This window comes from Clostridiaceae bacterium HFYG-1003 (genome assembly GCA_024579835.1).
Taxonomy (GTDB): Bacteria; Bacillota; Clostridia; order Clostridiales; family Clostridiaceae; genus JG1575.
In genome coordinates this window covers 3,374,799-3,389,625 of sequence record CP102060.1, presented here as the reverse complement: position 1 = coordinate 3,389,625, position 14,827 = coordinate 3,374,799, and the positions used below count along the sequence as shown (strand labels likewise).

Genomic DNA, 14,827 nt, shown 5'->3' with positions numbered 1-14,827 from the left:
TTGATCACTCCCATCCGTACTGAGTCTTCATGCGTTGAAATGACTCTTTTAATTCGGTCTGCAACCCGGGATCGCTCATCAGCTCCAGAGCTGTCAGCGCCATAGCCTGAGCCCCGGTCCGGATCACCTGGTGACCCAGGGGACCGCCCACGGTCTCTTCAAATTCTGGGGTGTGTCCCCGCATCCCCTGGGCCACCAGAATATAGGACTGCAGAGCCGGCACCCGATGGGTCACATTGCCCACATCGGTTGTGCCAATGCCCAGCTCCTTGCGCCGGGGTCCCACGACTTCGCCCAGGGCGGTAAATTTCTCTTCAAGTATCTTCTCCAGCACGGGATTATTGCGGATCTCCTCATAGGTCGGTCCGGTGAACCGGTATTCAAAGCGGGTCCCCGTCAAGGCCGCCAGGCCTTCGCCCATTTTAATGAGCTGGTCTACCAGCTGGATGCGATACTGATTGTCATAGGAACGGACGGTGAAGGACGCCTGACAGTGATCGGGGATCATGATGGCTTCCTCGCCCCCTTTGGTGATGACCCCCAGGATCTTGCCCCGGTCGGCCACTTCCAGCCGTTGGGCTGCGATGAGGTTAAACAGCGCAAGGATCGGGGTCAGAGCGCTGATCCCCTCCTCGGGCCAGGTGGCTGCATGTGCTTTTTTTCCAAAGAAGTCAACGAGGAGGTCAGTCTTGGAATAACTGATGTCATTTACCACCGTTTCATTGGCCGGATGAAGGATCAATAACGCGTCGTACTCATCGAAGACGCCGTGTTCCAGCATGATGACTTTGCCGCCGCCGCCTTCCTCGCCCGGTGTTCCGATGACGCTGACCTTCCCGCCCAGCTCCTGAATCACGCTTTTTAGAGCGGCACCCGCCCCCACCGCCATGGCGGCCATAAGATTGTGGCCACAGGCATGGCCCATTCCGGGAACGGCGTCATATTCGCCTAAAAAACCGATGTGGAGGCCCGGCCGGCCTGAATCAAAGACCGCCCGGACGGCTGTGTCAAGCCCGCCCACGCCCTGTTCCACTTGGAAGCCCAGACGGGTCAGGATCCCGGCAAAAGCGGCGCTGGATTTGACTTCCTTGAAGTTATATTCCGGATGCTGCCAGATGTAGTCGGAGAGTGCGATGAGCTCAGGCATGAGCGCATCGACGGTTTTTTGGATTTTCTTTTGATCAGCCATTTGAGCCATTGCATTTACCTACTTTTTCATTTTCGGGTCCAGGACATCACGGATGCCGTCCCCCAGAAGATTGAAGCCAAGTACAGTGAACAGGATGAACAGCCCCGAGATCGTGGCTACGTGGGGCGCCGTATTGAGCGTTTCCTTACCGGCCCGCAGGATATTGCCCCAAGAGGCGTCAGGCGGCATGATCCCCAAGCCCAGAAAGCTAAGCGCCGCCTCCGAGATGATGGATCCGGCCGTATTGAGCGTGGCATACACGATGATCGGTGAAACGATGTTGGGCAGGATGTGTGAAAAGACGATGCGGGCGTGGGATGCGCCGATCCCCTTCACGGCGTTGCAGTATTCTTCGTTTTTGACGACGTGGACCTGGCCGCGCACGACTCGGGCAAAATTAGGGATGTTGGCGATGCCGACAGCAAGAATGACGTTGAAGACCCCGGGACCCAGGATGGTCATGAGGATGATGGACAACAGGATGAAGGGAAAGGCCATCATGCCGTCCATGACGCGCATGATTAGGGTGTCAGTGGTCCCCCCGACATAACCCGACAGGAGCCCCAAAAGGATCCCGATGGCCGCGCCGACAAAGGTGGCGCCTACGGCGACAAACAGGGAGATGCGGGAGCCAAAGATGATCCGCGATAAGAGATCGCGGCCGAACTCATCGGTGCCAAAGAGGTGCCCGGGGCTGCCGGGCTTTAAAAAGGCACTACCCAGTTTCAGGGCATTGGGATCGTAGGGCGCAAGGACTCCGGCAAAAATGACCAGGATCATCATGAAAGAGACAATGACCAGACCAACCATGGCGGTTTTATTGCGCTTGATCTTGCTCCAGGCACTGTTGGCCCGTCGTTCCTTTTCCAGCATGCGGCTGTGTGCTTCACTGCCCAGGAGATCAGTTTTCTGTTCCATCAGCTTTTCCCTCCTTTGCCTTCATAGCTGACCTTGGGATTGACGACCATGAAGATGAGATCCACAAATAGGTTAACAAACACGAAGGCCATGGCTGTGATCAGGACGGCGCCCTGGACGAGCATGTAATCCCGGTTTTCAATCGCACCGGTGATCAGGGTGCCCATACCCGGCCAGGCGAAAATCGTTTCGGTGAGGATGGCTCCGGTAAAGGCACCGGCCAGCTGAATGCCCACCACCGTCACGATGGGGGGCAGGGCATTTTTAAGGGCATGCCGGAAGATGATGATCCGTTCGCTTAAGCCCCGAGAGCGCAGTGCTTTGATGTAGTCGCTGTTGATGGTCTCGAGCATGCTGGAGCGCGTTATGCGGGTAAAGGTCGCCGTCGGGATAGTCGACAGACAGATCACCGGCAGGATCATGTGACGGATCACGTCCCCCAGACCGTTGCTAATAGACCCCATCCCCATGGTGGGCAGCCAGCCCAGACCGACGCTGAAAATCAGGACAAGCATGAGTCCAAGCCAGAATATGGGCATGGATACGCCCACCAGGGCAAGGACCATGGCCGTGTAGTCAAACACGGAATACTGCTTGACGGCCGACACAATCCCCAGGGGAATGGATACCAGGATCGACAGGATCAGGCTGGTGATGGACAGGACCAGGGTATTGGGCAGCCTCTCCAGGATAAGGTTCAAGACCGATTCGCTGTAGGAATAAGAATGGCCAAAGTTTCCCCTGACGATGTCCCCCAGGTAATTCAGATACTGCTGACCCAGGCTGGCATTTAAACCCATCTCGGTGCGCAGTTTTGTAATCTCATCCAGCGAAGCCTGCGGGCCGAGCATAGCCGCCGCCGGGTCGCCGGGGATCATCCGCGTCAGGACAAACGTGATGGATACGACGATTAGCAGCGTCGGGATGATCTGTAGCAGTCGCTGCAGAACAGTTTTTAACATAGTCTCCTCCTTTGCAGTCCAAGGGATGCGATATAAAAAGGAAAGGCCTTAAAATGGCATCCGCACACTTTTGGGGCCTTTCACCGTTGCAAATACTACTGAGCGATCCAGACGTTTACTTCTTCATTGACGAGGAAAATGCTGCCATCGGCGCGCTGTATCAGATCCTGGACTTTCGGTGAAACACCCCAGGTCACATTTTCATTGGAGTAGAAAACACCCGGCCGCTTGGCAATGATCGCTTTCACCGCCTGACTGTACAGCTTGGCCCGTGCGGCCTGATCCGTGATCACCAGCGCTTCGTTGAGGAGGCGATCGACTTCCGGATCATTGAATCCCTGGCCATTGCCTAATGAACCGATGGCGGTGGAATGGAAAATCTTATTAAGGAAGAAGTAGGGATCGGGATACCAGGTCCAGGACATGGCGAAGATATCGGCATTGTTCTTGGACGCGATTTCACTGAAGGTGCCCCACTCGGAGGTCATGATCTCCACATCGATATTGAGGTTCATTTTCCAGTACTGCTGGACGATGGTCGCCATACGGACCCGGGCCGGAGTATTGGAAATATAAAGCTTGGTTTTAAAACCATTGGGGAAGCCGGCTTCGGCAAGCAATTCCTTGGCAGCGGCTGGGTCATACGTCGGGACATCGGCTTCCAGGGTCTTATCGTATCCCCAGGATCCGGGAGGCAGGGGGAGGCTGGCCGGCTGAGCTTCGCCGTACTGGTAGACTCCCTTTACCAGTTCCTTGGTATCCAGGGCGCGGATCAGGGCTTCACGGACTTTGATGTCCGCAGTGGGACCTTTGACCATGTTGAAGTAGATATAGGCAAAGTGCAGTCCCGGCATTTCCAGGAGCTTGATGGACTGGTCGTCGCGGATGAGCTTGACGGATTCGCCGGTCAGGTTCGAGGCGAAGTCGATTTCACCGGTGCGCAGGGCATTGGCATTCTGGTTCATGTCTGTGATGACTTTGAAGACGACACTGTCCAGGTGGGGCTTGGCGGCCCAGTATTTTTCGTTGCGCACCAGGGTGGTGGCCTGATCCAGCTTGAAGTCCTTCATCATGAAGGGGCCTGTTCCGATGAGGTGATTGCCAAAGGCATCCCCCCAGCCTTCGACTTCTTCCTTGGGCACGATGATGTTGCCGGAATTCGTCAGCGCCGTTAAGAAGACTGCGCTGGGCTCCGGTAAGTGCACGATGATCTCAAAATCGTTGACGACTTCAACCGAAGTGATCATATCGAGCCGTTTCATGGCTGATTTTTGGGCAGAGCGTTCCAATGAATATTTAACATCTTCTGCCTTCATCTGGCGGCCGTTCTGGTAAGTTCCCGGATGGAAATACACATCCTGACGGAGCTTAAACGTATAGGCCTTGGCGTCGCTGGACACGGTCCAGGAAGAGGCTATGGCCGGAACGATCTTGGATAAGTCCATGCTGTAGGCCACCAGCGTGTCGCCGACATTCTGGATGATCTGTGATTCATAGGTGCCGGTATAAGTGACCGGATCAAGGTTCTTGGGCGAGGCCGTCAGCGCGACGGTCAGTGTTCCTCCATCCTTTGGTTCCCCCACCGGCACCGTAGCGCCTGCTGTGGTCGTTGTCTTCGTCCCCACCGCCGTAGTGGCTGGTGTCGTGGTGGAGCAGGCTGACAGGCTGAGACTCAAGCCAAGGGTCATTCCAACCAGAGACAAGATCTTTTTCTTCATTCTTAGTTCCCCCTCATGATATGTTATGTTCGTAGAATCCTGTAGGTTATCCTCAATGATTGTTCGTGCGTTCACCGTACCGATCTGTTTTTCGATATTCACTACCCTTCGCATTTTTATTAAGTATAGTGGAATGAAATCCATTTTCCTATGCGCTTAACTCATGAAACGAACGAGCTTCTTTTTATGGCAATCCATAAAGACCTGTAGTAGAATTTAAAAGACAGCCAAATATATGCGCCGATTCAGCATGAAACTTTCAGAAAATCCGCACGAATTGAAACAGATTTAAATCAAGACCAAAACAGGGAGACGCCATGGAATCCATCACCGATCGCTATAAGAAGCTTTTTGAGGAGCCCGCCAATGGCCCTTTGACGACACCCCAAAATAACTCCATCACCGTCAGGGAATACCTGGGCCTTGGAGCAATGCAGTCCACCCGGCTCATTGCCGGAAGTAAAGGCCTAGGCCGGCAGTGCACCTCCATCGTCGTCTGGGAGACACCGGATGGCCTGGACTGGCTTATAGGAGGGGAATTCATCCTCACGGCCGGCTATGCCTTCAAAAATGATCCGGCCATGCTGGACAGCCTCATCGATAAGATCCATGAGCGGGGTTGTGCCGGCATCGCCATCAAGGAGCAGCGCTTCTTGGAGGCGATTCCTCCCAGAATGCTGGAGCGGGCAGATGCCTTGGGCATTCCTCTTATCATCCTGCCGCGCCGGATGGTCTACACCGAGATCGTCTCCGCGTTTTATGAAGCGCTCTTCTATAAATCCAACGCTTATCTTCTGGAATCAAAAAAGACCCATGAAGAACTCTTGGATCTCGTCTTTGACAAGATGGATAATACCGGTATCCTGGAAGCCCTTGGCAACTTAGGGCGCCTGTCCCTGTTCCTGACCGGTCCAGAAAAACTGATCCGCACTAGTTTCCTGTTCCACGATATCAGCGGCCACCCGGTAGAAGAGGACGACCTCTCAGTAATGTTCGACGGATCGGCTTATTCCCACCTGAGGCTCCCCATCCGATTTGAAGATGGTCAATCAGGGCGTCTCCATGTCTTTTCCCTGACGCCATTCCTGCCCCTGATTCGAAATATGCTGGAACACAGCACCAAAAGCATCCAGTTGAATCTGTCCAAAGCGGACCAGGACATCTATAATGAACTTCGTAATAAACAGATGATCACCAGCATCATCCTCCAGGACCGGAATCTCACCGAGGACTTTATCCGGAACGTCGCCTCCAATATCGGCTGGGATTCCTCCCATCCCTCCTATGGCATCGCGCTCAAGTTCTATCCGACGGACGGGCAGCCCGTACCAGGACAGTATATCCAAACTGAGCTCAATACGATCCTCAACAGCTATGGAAAAAAGATCACCTACCTGCTCAGTGAGAGCAACGGGATCGTCGTGATCTACTTAAACAACCTCACGCAAAACAAACTTTATGAGTTCATTGATCTGATCCAGCGGAAATCCAATGTCCGAAACAAAGCACTTACCGTGTCGATCAGTGTGTCCGCTCCGTTCTGCGGTCTGTCAGAATTGCCCAAAGTGCAGGATGAATGCATTTTTGCAGCCCTGATCAATAAGCCGGGAAAGATCCTGACCTATGAGTCTCTGGGCATTATTCGCCTGCTGCATTCCCTGAAGGATGATCCCAATGTCCTTAAGATGTACTCAGACATTATGGTCCGCATCGAGACCTACGATGATCAGAATGGCGGCGTCCTGATGGAGACTCTGCTCCAGTACTTCCAGCACAACCTCAATAAAAAAGAAACGGCGGATGCCATGCACATCCACGTCGAAACCCTCCGCTACCGGCTCAATAAGATTCAGGCATTAACCGGTTGCTCCACCGCTTCCTCCGAAGGTCTCTTCATCCTGCAGATGATGGTCAACTTGACAAACATCATCCAATAAGAAGAATCCGCTCGGACCATAAAATCCCGTATCCGGTCCCTGAGTTTGGGAGTTGAGAATGTTAAAACCCTTGAAATCACTCAATTTGAGCGATTTCAAGGGCGTTTTTTTGTCCTGTTATTTTAAGTTCCTCATCAAATCGACCTTCGTTATACTTCGAAACTGGGTCAGGGTCATGTTCTTTCTCAAGGGTTTCAGTCCCAGGATCCGATGCAAGTCCAGGTAGATATTTGATACCTGGATGGGCGTCAGGATGATGTCAGGAAATGTGCCCAGAACCACGACCCGGGGCTCCTCAAGGGTATCCATCAGCACTCCGGCTGAGATCGGGGGCATCTCATGGTCCACCACCAGATACTGGGTGTAGCGGACCATACACAAGGCAAGAAAGCACAGGACGAAATGGCCTCTGATGTGCTTGTCAGTGTACACGTACGCCGGTCTTGCCTCCAAGTCGGACTTGAGCACCCGAAAGCTCTCTTCGATCTTCCACAAGCCGTGGTAGCACGTTGTGACCTCTTCGGTGGTCAAGGCCAGGTTGTTCGTTATGACGGCGTAGTAGCCGTCATATTGCTCAGCTTCTTTGACCTTTTCTTCACTGATCTTCCAGCCGGAAGTATCCAGTTCCATCTCCAGAAACTGGTTGACGCCTCGTTTGAGCGAGGCTTTCATCTGGTAGGGTTTATCCATTTTCTTGTGCAGCTTCTCCAGCATTCGCTGCCGATCCGCGTAATCTTTGCTCGCTCGGCTGGCGGTCCAGGTCAAGTGGATCTTGACCGAAATACTCTCCTCTCTCGTCTTGCGTGGCCTGTCCGGCTTGCTCTTGGCACTTTCCAATTCTTCCTCAGTCAGAGGCACTTTATACTTGAATTCCTGCGTCACGACCTTTTCTCTCCGCACAAGTTCACCCGTCTTTGGATCCACGATTTGGGTCCAGCCAACCTCATCCCACACCAGCTGCTTGAATTCCTTGGAAGATCGTTTCAGGGTGTAGCTGATAACAAAGTCATGGCCTGCTTTGCACAGGTATTCCAGATTCGGTCCCCCGTTGAGTCCGCGATCAGCGATGATGGTGATCTTCTCCATCCCATAGAGCTTGCGAAGGCGCTCAACCGATGTGATCAGAGTGCTCTGGTCCATGGTGTTGCCAGGGAACAGCTCATAGGTCACAGGGATCCCGTTGTTGTCGATCAGGAGTCCCATGACGACTTGAACTTCGTTGTTTTTGTGATCCTTGGAAAATCCAAACATCTTCAGTTCGCCCCAGCGCGTACTCTCAAAGGCGTAGGTCGTAACATCGTAATAACCACGGTTGCTTTCCCGAGAGGTGTTCTTCTCAAAGAACTTGGCCAAATGCGAGATGAGCTCATCCTTGGATTCATCCAGGACATCCAGCACGTCATAGAGACGGTCAAGTTTCATCTCAGCGATTCCGGCAAAGTTTACCTGATCCTTTGAACAGGCAAGGATACTGGATGGATCCATCAAGCGGTGAATCAGCAGATAGAAAATCATATCCAGGACCTCCTGCTGATCCCGTTTACCGACGGTTTTCGCAAACAGCTGGTCCAGTTTCAACGTGTCCCAAAGTCTCCGAATCAAGCTATGGCCGAAGTGGTAGCTTTGGGTGACTTCCGATTCATCCCCTAATTCCTGATTGGACAAAGATGCCGTCAGTGGGCGATTGGACTCTTTTTTTTCGAGCGTGCGCCTGCGCGCTTCTTCTTTTAATTTGGCAATGATATCGGGGTCTTGAGCCAACATCTGGTCGTAGTTGCCCAGGGTCTCAATGACATTAGTCTTTTTTTGATCGGTGCCGGGAATCCGTTTATCTTCCCGAAATTGGATGACTCGGTACTTGCCGGAACCGGTAATTGCCACGTACATGGGACACCTCCGTGCAGAGTTTTTCTTACTATCATTGTACCACAATGTAACAGGATATAACAGGACATATATATAAACAATTTGAGAACTTAAAAAAGTCTGCAATCCGCTCTGTTGAACGTTTTGCAGACTTGAAAACATGATTTTGTTGACGCTAACTCCCAAACTCAGGAAAAATTAACCCATAGTTATGCGTTATAATGTCGGTGACTAAACAAACATTATGGGGCACAACTATGAGTCATCTCCTAGTCATTCTCTTTTATTTCGATATATCTGATAGTTTAACCACAAGTACGTTATCAATAATTTCTATCGAACCATCCGATGGATAACAAGACATTAACTTGACCTCCTGAAGTTCACCGTATTTTTCACTTTCAGAAGACGTCATCACTACAGCGGGAAAATCATTATAATAATAAAAAAAAGCTCTTAGATTTCTAGTAACTGGATCATTATTATTTATGAGGGAATTTACTGGATAATTTTTGATATTTATTTTTTCCAATTCTCTATACTGTACATATGTTGACGCATCAAATTTGCCGACCAAAGCAATCGTCATTCCTGGTCTATAACCGTCCTCAGACTCAACTCGAGTAATTAGCCTATTATAAAATTGCTCAGCTTGCTCTCTATATATCCAAGATTTAAAATAAGCAGCATTGTTATAAATACAAAAATAAATAACAAAAAAAATTGAACAGCAGGTAACAAGAATCTTGATTCCAGAAAACAGGTGTCCGGATAGCTTAATGTTATTGTTTTGCAAAAAGCACAGGGGAAAGACAAATAGATAGACGAGACTATATGTCATCAGTGTATGGACTATTGATTCGCCACTTCCATTAGAAGAAAACAACTCGATTAACTGTATCACCAGCGGACTTGCCAGGATTAATAATATAAGCAGAAATTTTCTCAATAATGACTTTGTTTTCAAGATGAATAGAACAATATAAGTGGTAGAAGCCAAACACATTATTAACAAAACGATTTGAGTACTCTTTAAATAAAACAGGCCTTTATACCCATTTACGAACATAAAATAAAATGAATTATAGGAACGAATAATCCCAATTTTAATGTTATGGATACTGAATTGCGTCATGGAATTTAGTCCTTGATATGTGCCCATTTCTTCAGCATTTAAAAATAAGAAAATTTTATTAAGCAGCAAGTATAGCACTAATGCTATTCCAACTGCAGCTACTGAGATCACACATGTTCGTATCCACAAATAACAATCGGTATTATCGTCCATTAACCTGTAGAAAAAAAAGAAGAATATAAAACAGATTGCACAAACCAAATAAGGCTGATAAATACCCATCGTTAATGCAATTAATAGAATACCACTCGATGCATTGATGATTGCCTTGATCAAGGCAGAATTCTCATGAAAAACAAAGCTCCGCGTATTTTTATCACTTTCTCCGGAAGTATGTTTTTGTCTCTGTCCATCTAAAAAAACGTTCAATGCTTCTGTAATAAGATACCCACCTAGAATCGACGTAAGCAACGCGAAAAAATAATATGGTGCCGTAAACATGTATCCAAATGTCGCAGTAACCACTGGAAAGCATATCATTATTGAAGTAATAATCATTTGGGGTAATCTTTGTTTCACCTCAAATCTATAAATTATCAAAAAAGCGGATAGTGCGATAAACAACAGGGAAACAACACCATTAATCACCGGAATGCTAATGTTCATTCCGAAAACATTTTTTACTAAAGAGCCCAATAGACCTAACGCCCATCTACCAGACTTATAAGTTGCACCTACATCAAAAGTATGTCTGAAATCATCGTGCCAACTTATTTTATTAAAGAGCATAAAGGAATGTGCCAAAAATCCAAACACAGTAGCACTCAACAAACAAACATTTAATGTTTTTCTTACTTCCGTTCCTGCTTTAGATTTTGATAATTTTGAAATTAAGTTTTCTTCACCTTCCACTTTGTATCCCCTTTAGTTCACTATATGATTGTTCTTATAAGAGCTGACTTAAGTCCGTAATTACATTGTGTGACATGAACATCTATCTTCTAGCTCCCCATGTTTTTCGTATAGCATGCAAGTAGTGAAAAACTGAGTGTCTGCTTATAAGTAAAAGTACACTGCAACCTTTTAAAAAATCGAAAAATTTTAAAAATTATTTATAAAATCATGTAATTTTATAATTATATAGCCATAGTACAACATTAATCTGATTGAGTATAGACTGAAAATCAGCATCCATTTTTTGAATGCAATCAGGTACTATTTATTGTATCATACTCTCCAGAGTTTATCTTGATTGCAGAAATTTGCGTAGATGATCACCATACGAGCATATAAAAAAATCCTGTACAACAATCATCCAGGGTGAAGTTTTTTCAGTATTTTAGGGGTCAACTCAAAACTTCCAATTTTTTATCATCGTCATCTCACCTCTTGTATGTTAACCACCCAATGTCTTAATCGAAGAATCCCATCAATTGAAATGATGGATCAAGAAGTGATGTCCTGGGCTACAAGGCGAAATCACAATCAGAAGTCAGTGGACTGGCAATTCACCCTTAGCGATGCACGGTGTAGCTAAAGCATTTATACCCGATGATTATTACAAATTAAGATGTTACAAGGTACTAGTCGGTCCATCCCACAGAATTTGTGATTGACCCTTTTTTTTACAGCTTATTGATCAAACCTGAAACGGTAGAACGTAATGAATACACTTTAAACAAGGGTAAAAGATTATTTATCATAAGCTGAAAATGCTTTTTTCGGAGGAAATCAAAAGCCGGCTTAAATTCAACCGTTGCTTGATGTTGCCGAAGGCCTTTTCCAGCAGATCCTTATTCCGATACAGGGTCAGCGCCGTGATGGCATCCATCTTCTCATTGGTCATCAGCGCAAAGAATCCAAAATAGCGCTTCGTCTGATTGACCACATCTTCTTTCACGGTAACCTTGATCCCCCTCACCGGGGTATCTGTCACTTCAAAGTATTTCTTGTAGAACGTCTCATGATCGGGATTACGTTTTCCGCTTAGGATTTCCCCCTTCATCGACAGCAGTCGTCGATCAAAATGAGCTTCTTCATCCGCGTATTTCTCAATGTTGAAGTAAGCGTGCAGGTAGACCCGGCGTTTTTCTCGGATGACATCTTTCTTGTTGGGGCGTTCTTTTTGAAACTCCCAGTCAGTCAGAATGGTTGAGGAGTATAAGCCATATTGCTCATCCAGGTTTTCAAAGGATCGGATGCTGTCATAGATCCCGTCGATATGTCTTCGGATATAGGCCAGATGCGTGCCAGCGGCGATGATGAACTTGAGTCGCTCCCCAAGAAGCGCATTGATATTGGCTTCACTGTAAAATCCCCGGTCCATGACCAGTTTCACCTTATCGAAGCCCAGCACTTTGAAATCAGCCAGCAAATTTTTGATCGTGCTGACATCTGGAATGTTGCCAGAGAGCTTTCTGTAATAAAACGGCAGCCCTGAGTCTTGTCCAAAGACCAAGGCCAGGTTCAGTTGCGCCAGGGGGTCATTTTCTTTGTTTTTAACGTACTGGACCTGACGAAGGGTTGGGGAATAACTCGACACCTAGGTGGTGTCATAGGCCCAATACTCATCGGGCTGATGGCGCTTGGCAAGACAGCTGAAAAAACGTTGTTTGGACTCTTCCGAGATGCCCGCTAACAGCTCGCTGCTTCGCTTAGATGGGATATTGGCCCCATAGGGATGCCTTTGGAGCGTACTCCATTTTTCAAATCGAAACAAGGGGGAATCGCTCTCCAAAATCAGATAGTAGGCAATGGATTGAATCTGCTTGTAGAGAGAAGGAAAGCAAGCCTTGAGGTCCTCTGTGAGCCCGAGAGAGTCCCCGATCTGATCCAACAGATGGACAGGTATTTCTCGATGTTGAAGGCGTTGCGCGGGTCCGCATCGGAGAGGTACTTGTAGTTGGTATGTTTGGTGATGTCGTACTTGTTCGAGAGAAAAGGCCGCACCCCGCGCAGCTGCAAAATACACTTGCCGCCGTCCAGCACGGCCAGTTCATCAATGCTCATCAGCTCCTTTCCGAGTTTCTGGTAGTTCAGACTTTGGGAAACCTCACGGCCTCGGCTTTCCCCGGTGTTAAAGGTGTCGATGGTCTCCTTCCCAAGGGTTTCTGAAAGCTCCTTTAATGTGGTGCGTTCCTTGCCGCCCAGAAAGATCGTGCTGTCCATATTGCCGATGATGGTGTCACAGTGATCTTTATAAAGAGCCTTCAGCTGGGATTGGGCTTGCAGCACCAGACAGGCCGAGATCTCCCGGCTTCGGATGGTGGCCACCAGCTTTTCCAGCTTGGGAATTTGACCGATATTCGCCGCCTCATCAATGAGACAGCGCATATGCACAGACAGACGTCCACCATAGACGTCATCTGCCTTGTCGCACAGCAGATTGAAGAACTGCGTGTAAGCCATTGAAACCAGGAAGTTGAAGGTGTCGACGGTGTCGCTGACGATGATAAATAGCGCCGTTTTCCGATCATCCTGGGCATCCAGTTCCATTTCGTCATAGGCCGTCAGGTCTCTGAGCTCCTTGATGTCAAAGGGTGCCAGAAGGGCCCCACAGCTGATGAGGATGGATTTGGCGGTCTTTCCGGCAGCCAGCTTGTATTTCTTGTACTGCCGGACTGCAAAATGCTGAGAGTCACGTTCTTCCAGAGCGGCGAACATGAGATCCACCGGGTTCTGGAAATCCTCGTCGTCCTCCCGGACCTCTGAGGCATTGATGAGCTCGATGAGGGTCGTAAAATTTCGTTCGCTTTCCGGCGCTTCATAGTGGATGAAGCCCATGAGGGCGGTATAGAACAGGGTCTCCGCCTTCACCCAGAAATCATCTCCGGCATTGCCTTCACCCTTGGTGTTGGCAATAAGTGCCGTCATCAGCTTCAGGATGTTTTTTTCACTCTTGATGTAGGCAAAGGGATTGTAGTGCATGGATTTATTGAAGTTTATGGTATTGAGGATCTTGATCTTATAGCCTTCCCGCAAGAGAAGATGTCCGCATTCCACCAGGACGCTGACTTTTGGATCGGTGACCACATAGCTGGAATGGCACTGCATGAGATTTGGCTTGAGCCAAAACCGTGTTTTACCAGATCCAGAACCACCCACCACCATGAAGTTTTTGTTTCGTGCCAGCCTGGGGTCCTTTGACCGATTGTTCATGGTCAGGCGCTCCGTCTCCGTTAGGATGACATTGTTGCGAAAGGTTGGATCAATAAAGGGCTTGATGTCCTCAGGTCTGCCCCAGCGGGCTGAGCCTTATTCGATGTTTTTACGGTACTTCTTGGCGTTTCTGCCTTTCACATAGACTGCGAGCTTGATGGTGGCAGCGATCACAATGCCCAGGATCAGGTCCTGCGGAAGCAGGCTCGGCCAGGGGGACCGGAAAGCTAAAGCAAAGCCGTCCATGAGATGCAGCACTTTTGGGGAGATATCCAGTCCTGGAGAATATCGCCAGGCTTCACCGAGCTTCGTGACAAGTAGAGCAATCAGAACGTAGGGGAGGTTTAAAAGGAGCATCCGCTTGATTTTTTCGGTCATCGCGTCAGCTCCTTATCTTTGTTTTTTACCTTGTCCATAACCTTGGTTCGAAACAGTGCCTTGAATTTGGCAAGCTGCTCCAGGATAGAAGGCTGCTTGTCCTTTTTAAGGACCTTCGCTGTGTATTCTGCGAAGGCAGCAGTGAGGGCATCAGCATCCCGGGCTTTGAAGAAGACCAGATATTTGAGTTTCTCTCCGGTGATGTCCTTTTTGAGGGCATAGTCCACGCCGTATTTTCTGGCGACCTGCTCAAAGGACTTGATGTTTTTATCCGTGATCTCGATGTTTGAGACTCCGGCATTCTGACCGATGAGTTCCTTCACGGTCTGCTTGCCATGGTGGATCTGCGGCGGACTGTCCCGGCTCTTCTTCATTTCAGCCAAAAGCTTGATGAGTGCAGCCTTCAGAACACGTCCGGTCATTCGGGCGGTACTGACGGCCAGGGCGACGGTCCTTTTTTCCACTTCTTCCTGCATGAAAAATTCCTCCTTTACAAGTACTGATTATGGAAAAGCTCAGTTTCTAACAACTGAACTTAGAGTGTTAGCGAGAAAGTAGTTTTTGATCGTATTGCCGTGTCTTGATAAATTTATTTACAAATATACTTAAACGAACTACAATATAAG

Annotated in this window: 10 protein-coding genes and 1 pseudogene; 1 reads left to right on the top strand and 10 read right to left on the bottom strand. The window is 48.7% G+C overall.

Going from position 1 to position 14,827, the window contains the following annotated elements; translation table 11 throughout:
- Window positions 1-4 precede the first annotated feature (4 nt).
- The 4 genes from NQU17_15255 to NQU17_15240 form a co-directional block, all read right to left on the bottom strand.
- Entirely contained in the window at window positions 5-1,189 is a 1,185-nt protein-coding gene (locus tag NQU17_15255; GenBank protein ID UUM11945.1) for a M20 family metallopeptidase, read from the bottom strand.
- Window positions 1,190-1,207: 18 nt separating this feature from the next.
- A complete protein-coding gene (locus tag NQU17_15250) occupies window positions 1,208-2,107 on the bottom strand; it encodes an ABC transporter permease (protein ID UUM11944.1) in 900 nt (299 codons plus the stop codon).
- The gene (locus NQU17_15245; protein ID UUM11943.1) at window positions 2,107-3,069 is read right to left on the bottom strand and encodes an ABC transporter permease; all 963 of its coding nucleotides are present in this window, start codon (window positions 3,067-3,069) and stop codon (window positions 2,107-2,109) included. The genes NQU17_15250 and NQU17_15245 overlap by 1 nt, the downstream gene beginning before the upstream one ends.
- Before the next feature lie 95 nt (window positions 3,070-3,164).
- Window positions 3,165-4,787: an ABC transporter substrate-binding protein gene (locus NQU17_15240; GenBank protein ID UUM11942.1), complete on the bottom strand. Its 1,623-nt coding sequence runs from the start codon at window positions 4,785-4,787 to the stop codon at window positions 3,165-3,167.
- Between the two features lie 317 nt (window positions 4,788-5,104).
- On the opposite strand from NQU17_15240, the gene NQU17_15235 reads away from it, so the two are divergent.
- Window positions 5,105-6,724: a PucR family transcriptional regulator ligand-binding domain-containing protein gene (locus NQU17_15235; protein UUM11941.1), complete on the top strand. Its 1,620-nt coding sequence runs from the start codon at window positions 5,105-5,107 to the stop codon at window positions 6,722-6,724.
- Window positions 6,725-6,841: 117 nt separating this feature from the next.
- Here NQU17_15235 and NQU17_15230 read toward each other — a convergent pair whose 3' ends face one another.
- The 6 genes and pseudogenes from NQU17_15230 to NQU17_15205 all read right to left on the bottom strand — a co-directional run bounded on the left by NQU17_15230 (window position 6,842) and on the right by NQU17_15205 (window position 14,677).
- The gene (locus NQU17_15230) at window positions 6,842-8,611 is read right to left on the bottom strand and encodes an IS1634 family transposase (protein ID UUM11940.1); all 1,770 of its coding nucleotides are present in this window, start codon (window positions 8,609-8,611) and stop codon (window positions 6,842-6,844) included.
- A gap of 262 nt (window positions 8,612-8,873) precedes the next feature.
- The gene (locus NQU17_15225) at window positions 8,874-10,577 is read right to left on the bottom strand and encodes a glucosyltransferase domain-containing protein (protein UUM11939.1); all 1,704 of its coding nucleotides are present in this window, start codon (window positions 10,575-10,577) and stop codon (window positions 8,874-8,876) included.
- A gap of 787 nt (window positions 10,578-11,364) precedes the next feature.
- Window positions 11,365-12,207, bottom strand: a complete 843-nt coding sequence (locus tag NQU17_15220) for a transposase (GenBank protein ID UUM11938.1) — start codon at window positions 12,205-12,207, stop codon at window positions 11,365-11,367.
- Window positions 12,208-12,384, bottom strand: coding sequence for a hypothetical protein (locus NQU17_15215; protein UUM11937.1), 177 nt, complete (start codon window positions 12,382-12,384; stop codon window positions 12,208-12,210).
- 122 nt (window positions 12,385-12,506) lie between these two features.
- Window positions 12,507-14,201: pseudogene (locus NQU17_15210) on the bottom strand (type IV secretory system conjugative DNA transfer family protein).
- The gene (locus NQU17_15205) at window positions 14,198-14,677 is read right to left on the bottom strand and encodes a PcfB family protein (protein ID UUM11936.1); all 480 of its coding nucleotides are present in this window, start codon (window positions 14,675-14,677) and stop codon (window positions 14,198-14,200) included. The pseudogene NQU17_15210 and the gene NQU17_15205 overlap by 4 nt, the downstream one beginning before the upstream one ends.
- Between the last annotated feature and the right edge of the window lie 150 nt (window positions 14,678-14,827).

What these genes read in the sequence shown, in the direction of transcription:
- NQU17_15255 (UUM11945.1), bottom strand. Translation starts at nt 1,189, where the DNA reads ATGGCTGATCAAAAGAAAATCCAAAAAACCGTCGATGCGCTCATGCCT.
- NQU17_15250 (UUM11944.1), bottom strand. Translation starts at nt 2,107, where the DNA reads ATGGAACAGAAAACTGATCTCCTGGGCAGTGAAGCACACAGCCGCATG.
- NQU17_15245 (UUM11943.1), bottom strand. Translation starts at nt 3,069, where the DNA reads ATGTTAAAAACTGTTCTGCAGCGACTGCTACAGATCATCCCGACGCTG.
- NQU17_15240 (UUM11942.1), bottom strand. Translation starts at nt 4,787, where the DNA reads ATGAAGAAAAAGATCTTGTCTCTGGTTGGAATGACCCTTGGCTTGAGT.
- NQU17_15235 (UUM11941.1), top strand. Translation starts at nt 5,105, where the DNA reads ATGGAATCCATCACCGATCGCTATAAGAAGCTTTTTGAGGAGCCCGCC.
- NQU17_15230 (UUM11940.1), bottom strand. Translation starts at nt 8,611, where the DNA reads ATGTACGTGGCAATTACCGGTTCCGGCAAGTACCGAGTCATCCAATTT.
- NQU17_15205 (UUM11936.1), bottom strand. Translation starts at nt 14,677, where the DNA reads ATGCAGGAAGAAGTGGAAAAAAGGACCGTCGCCCTGGCCGTCAGTACC.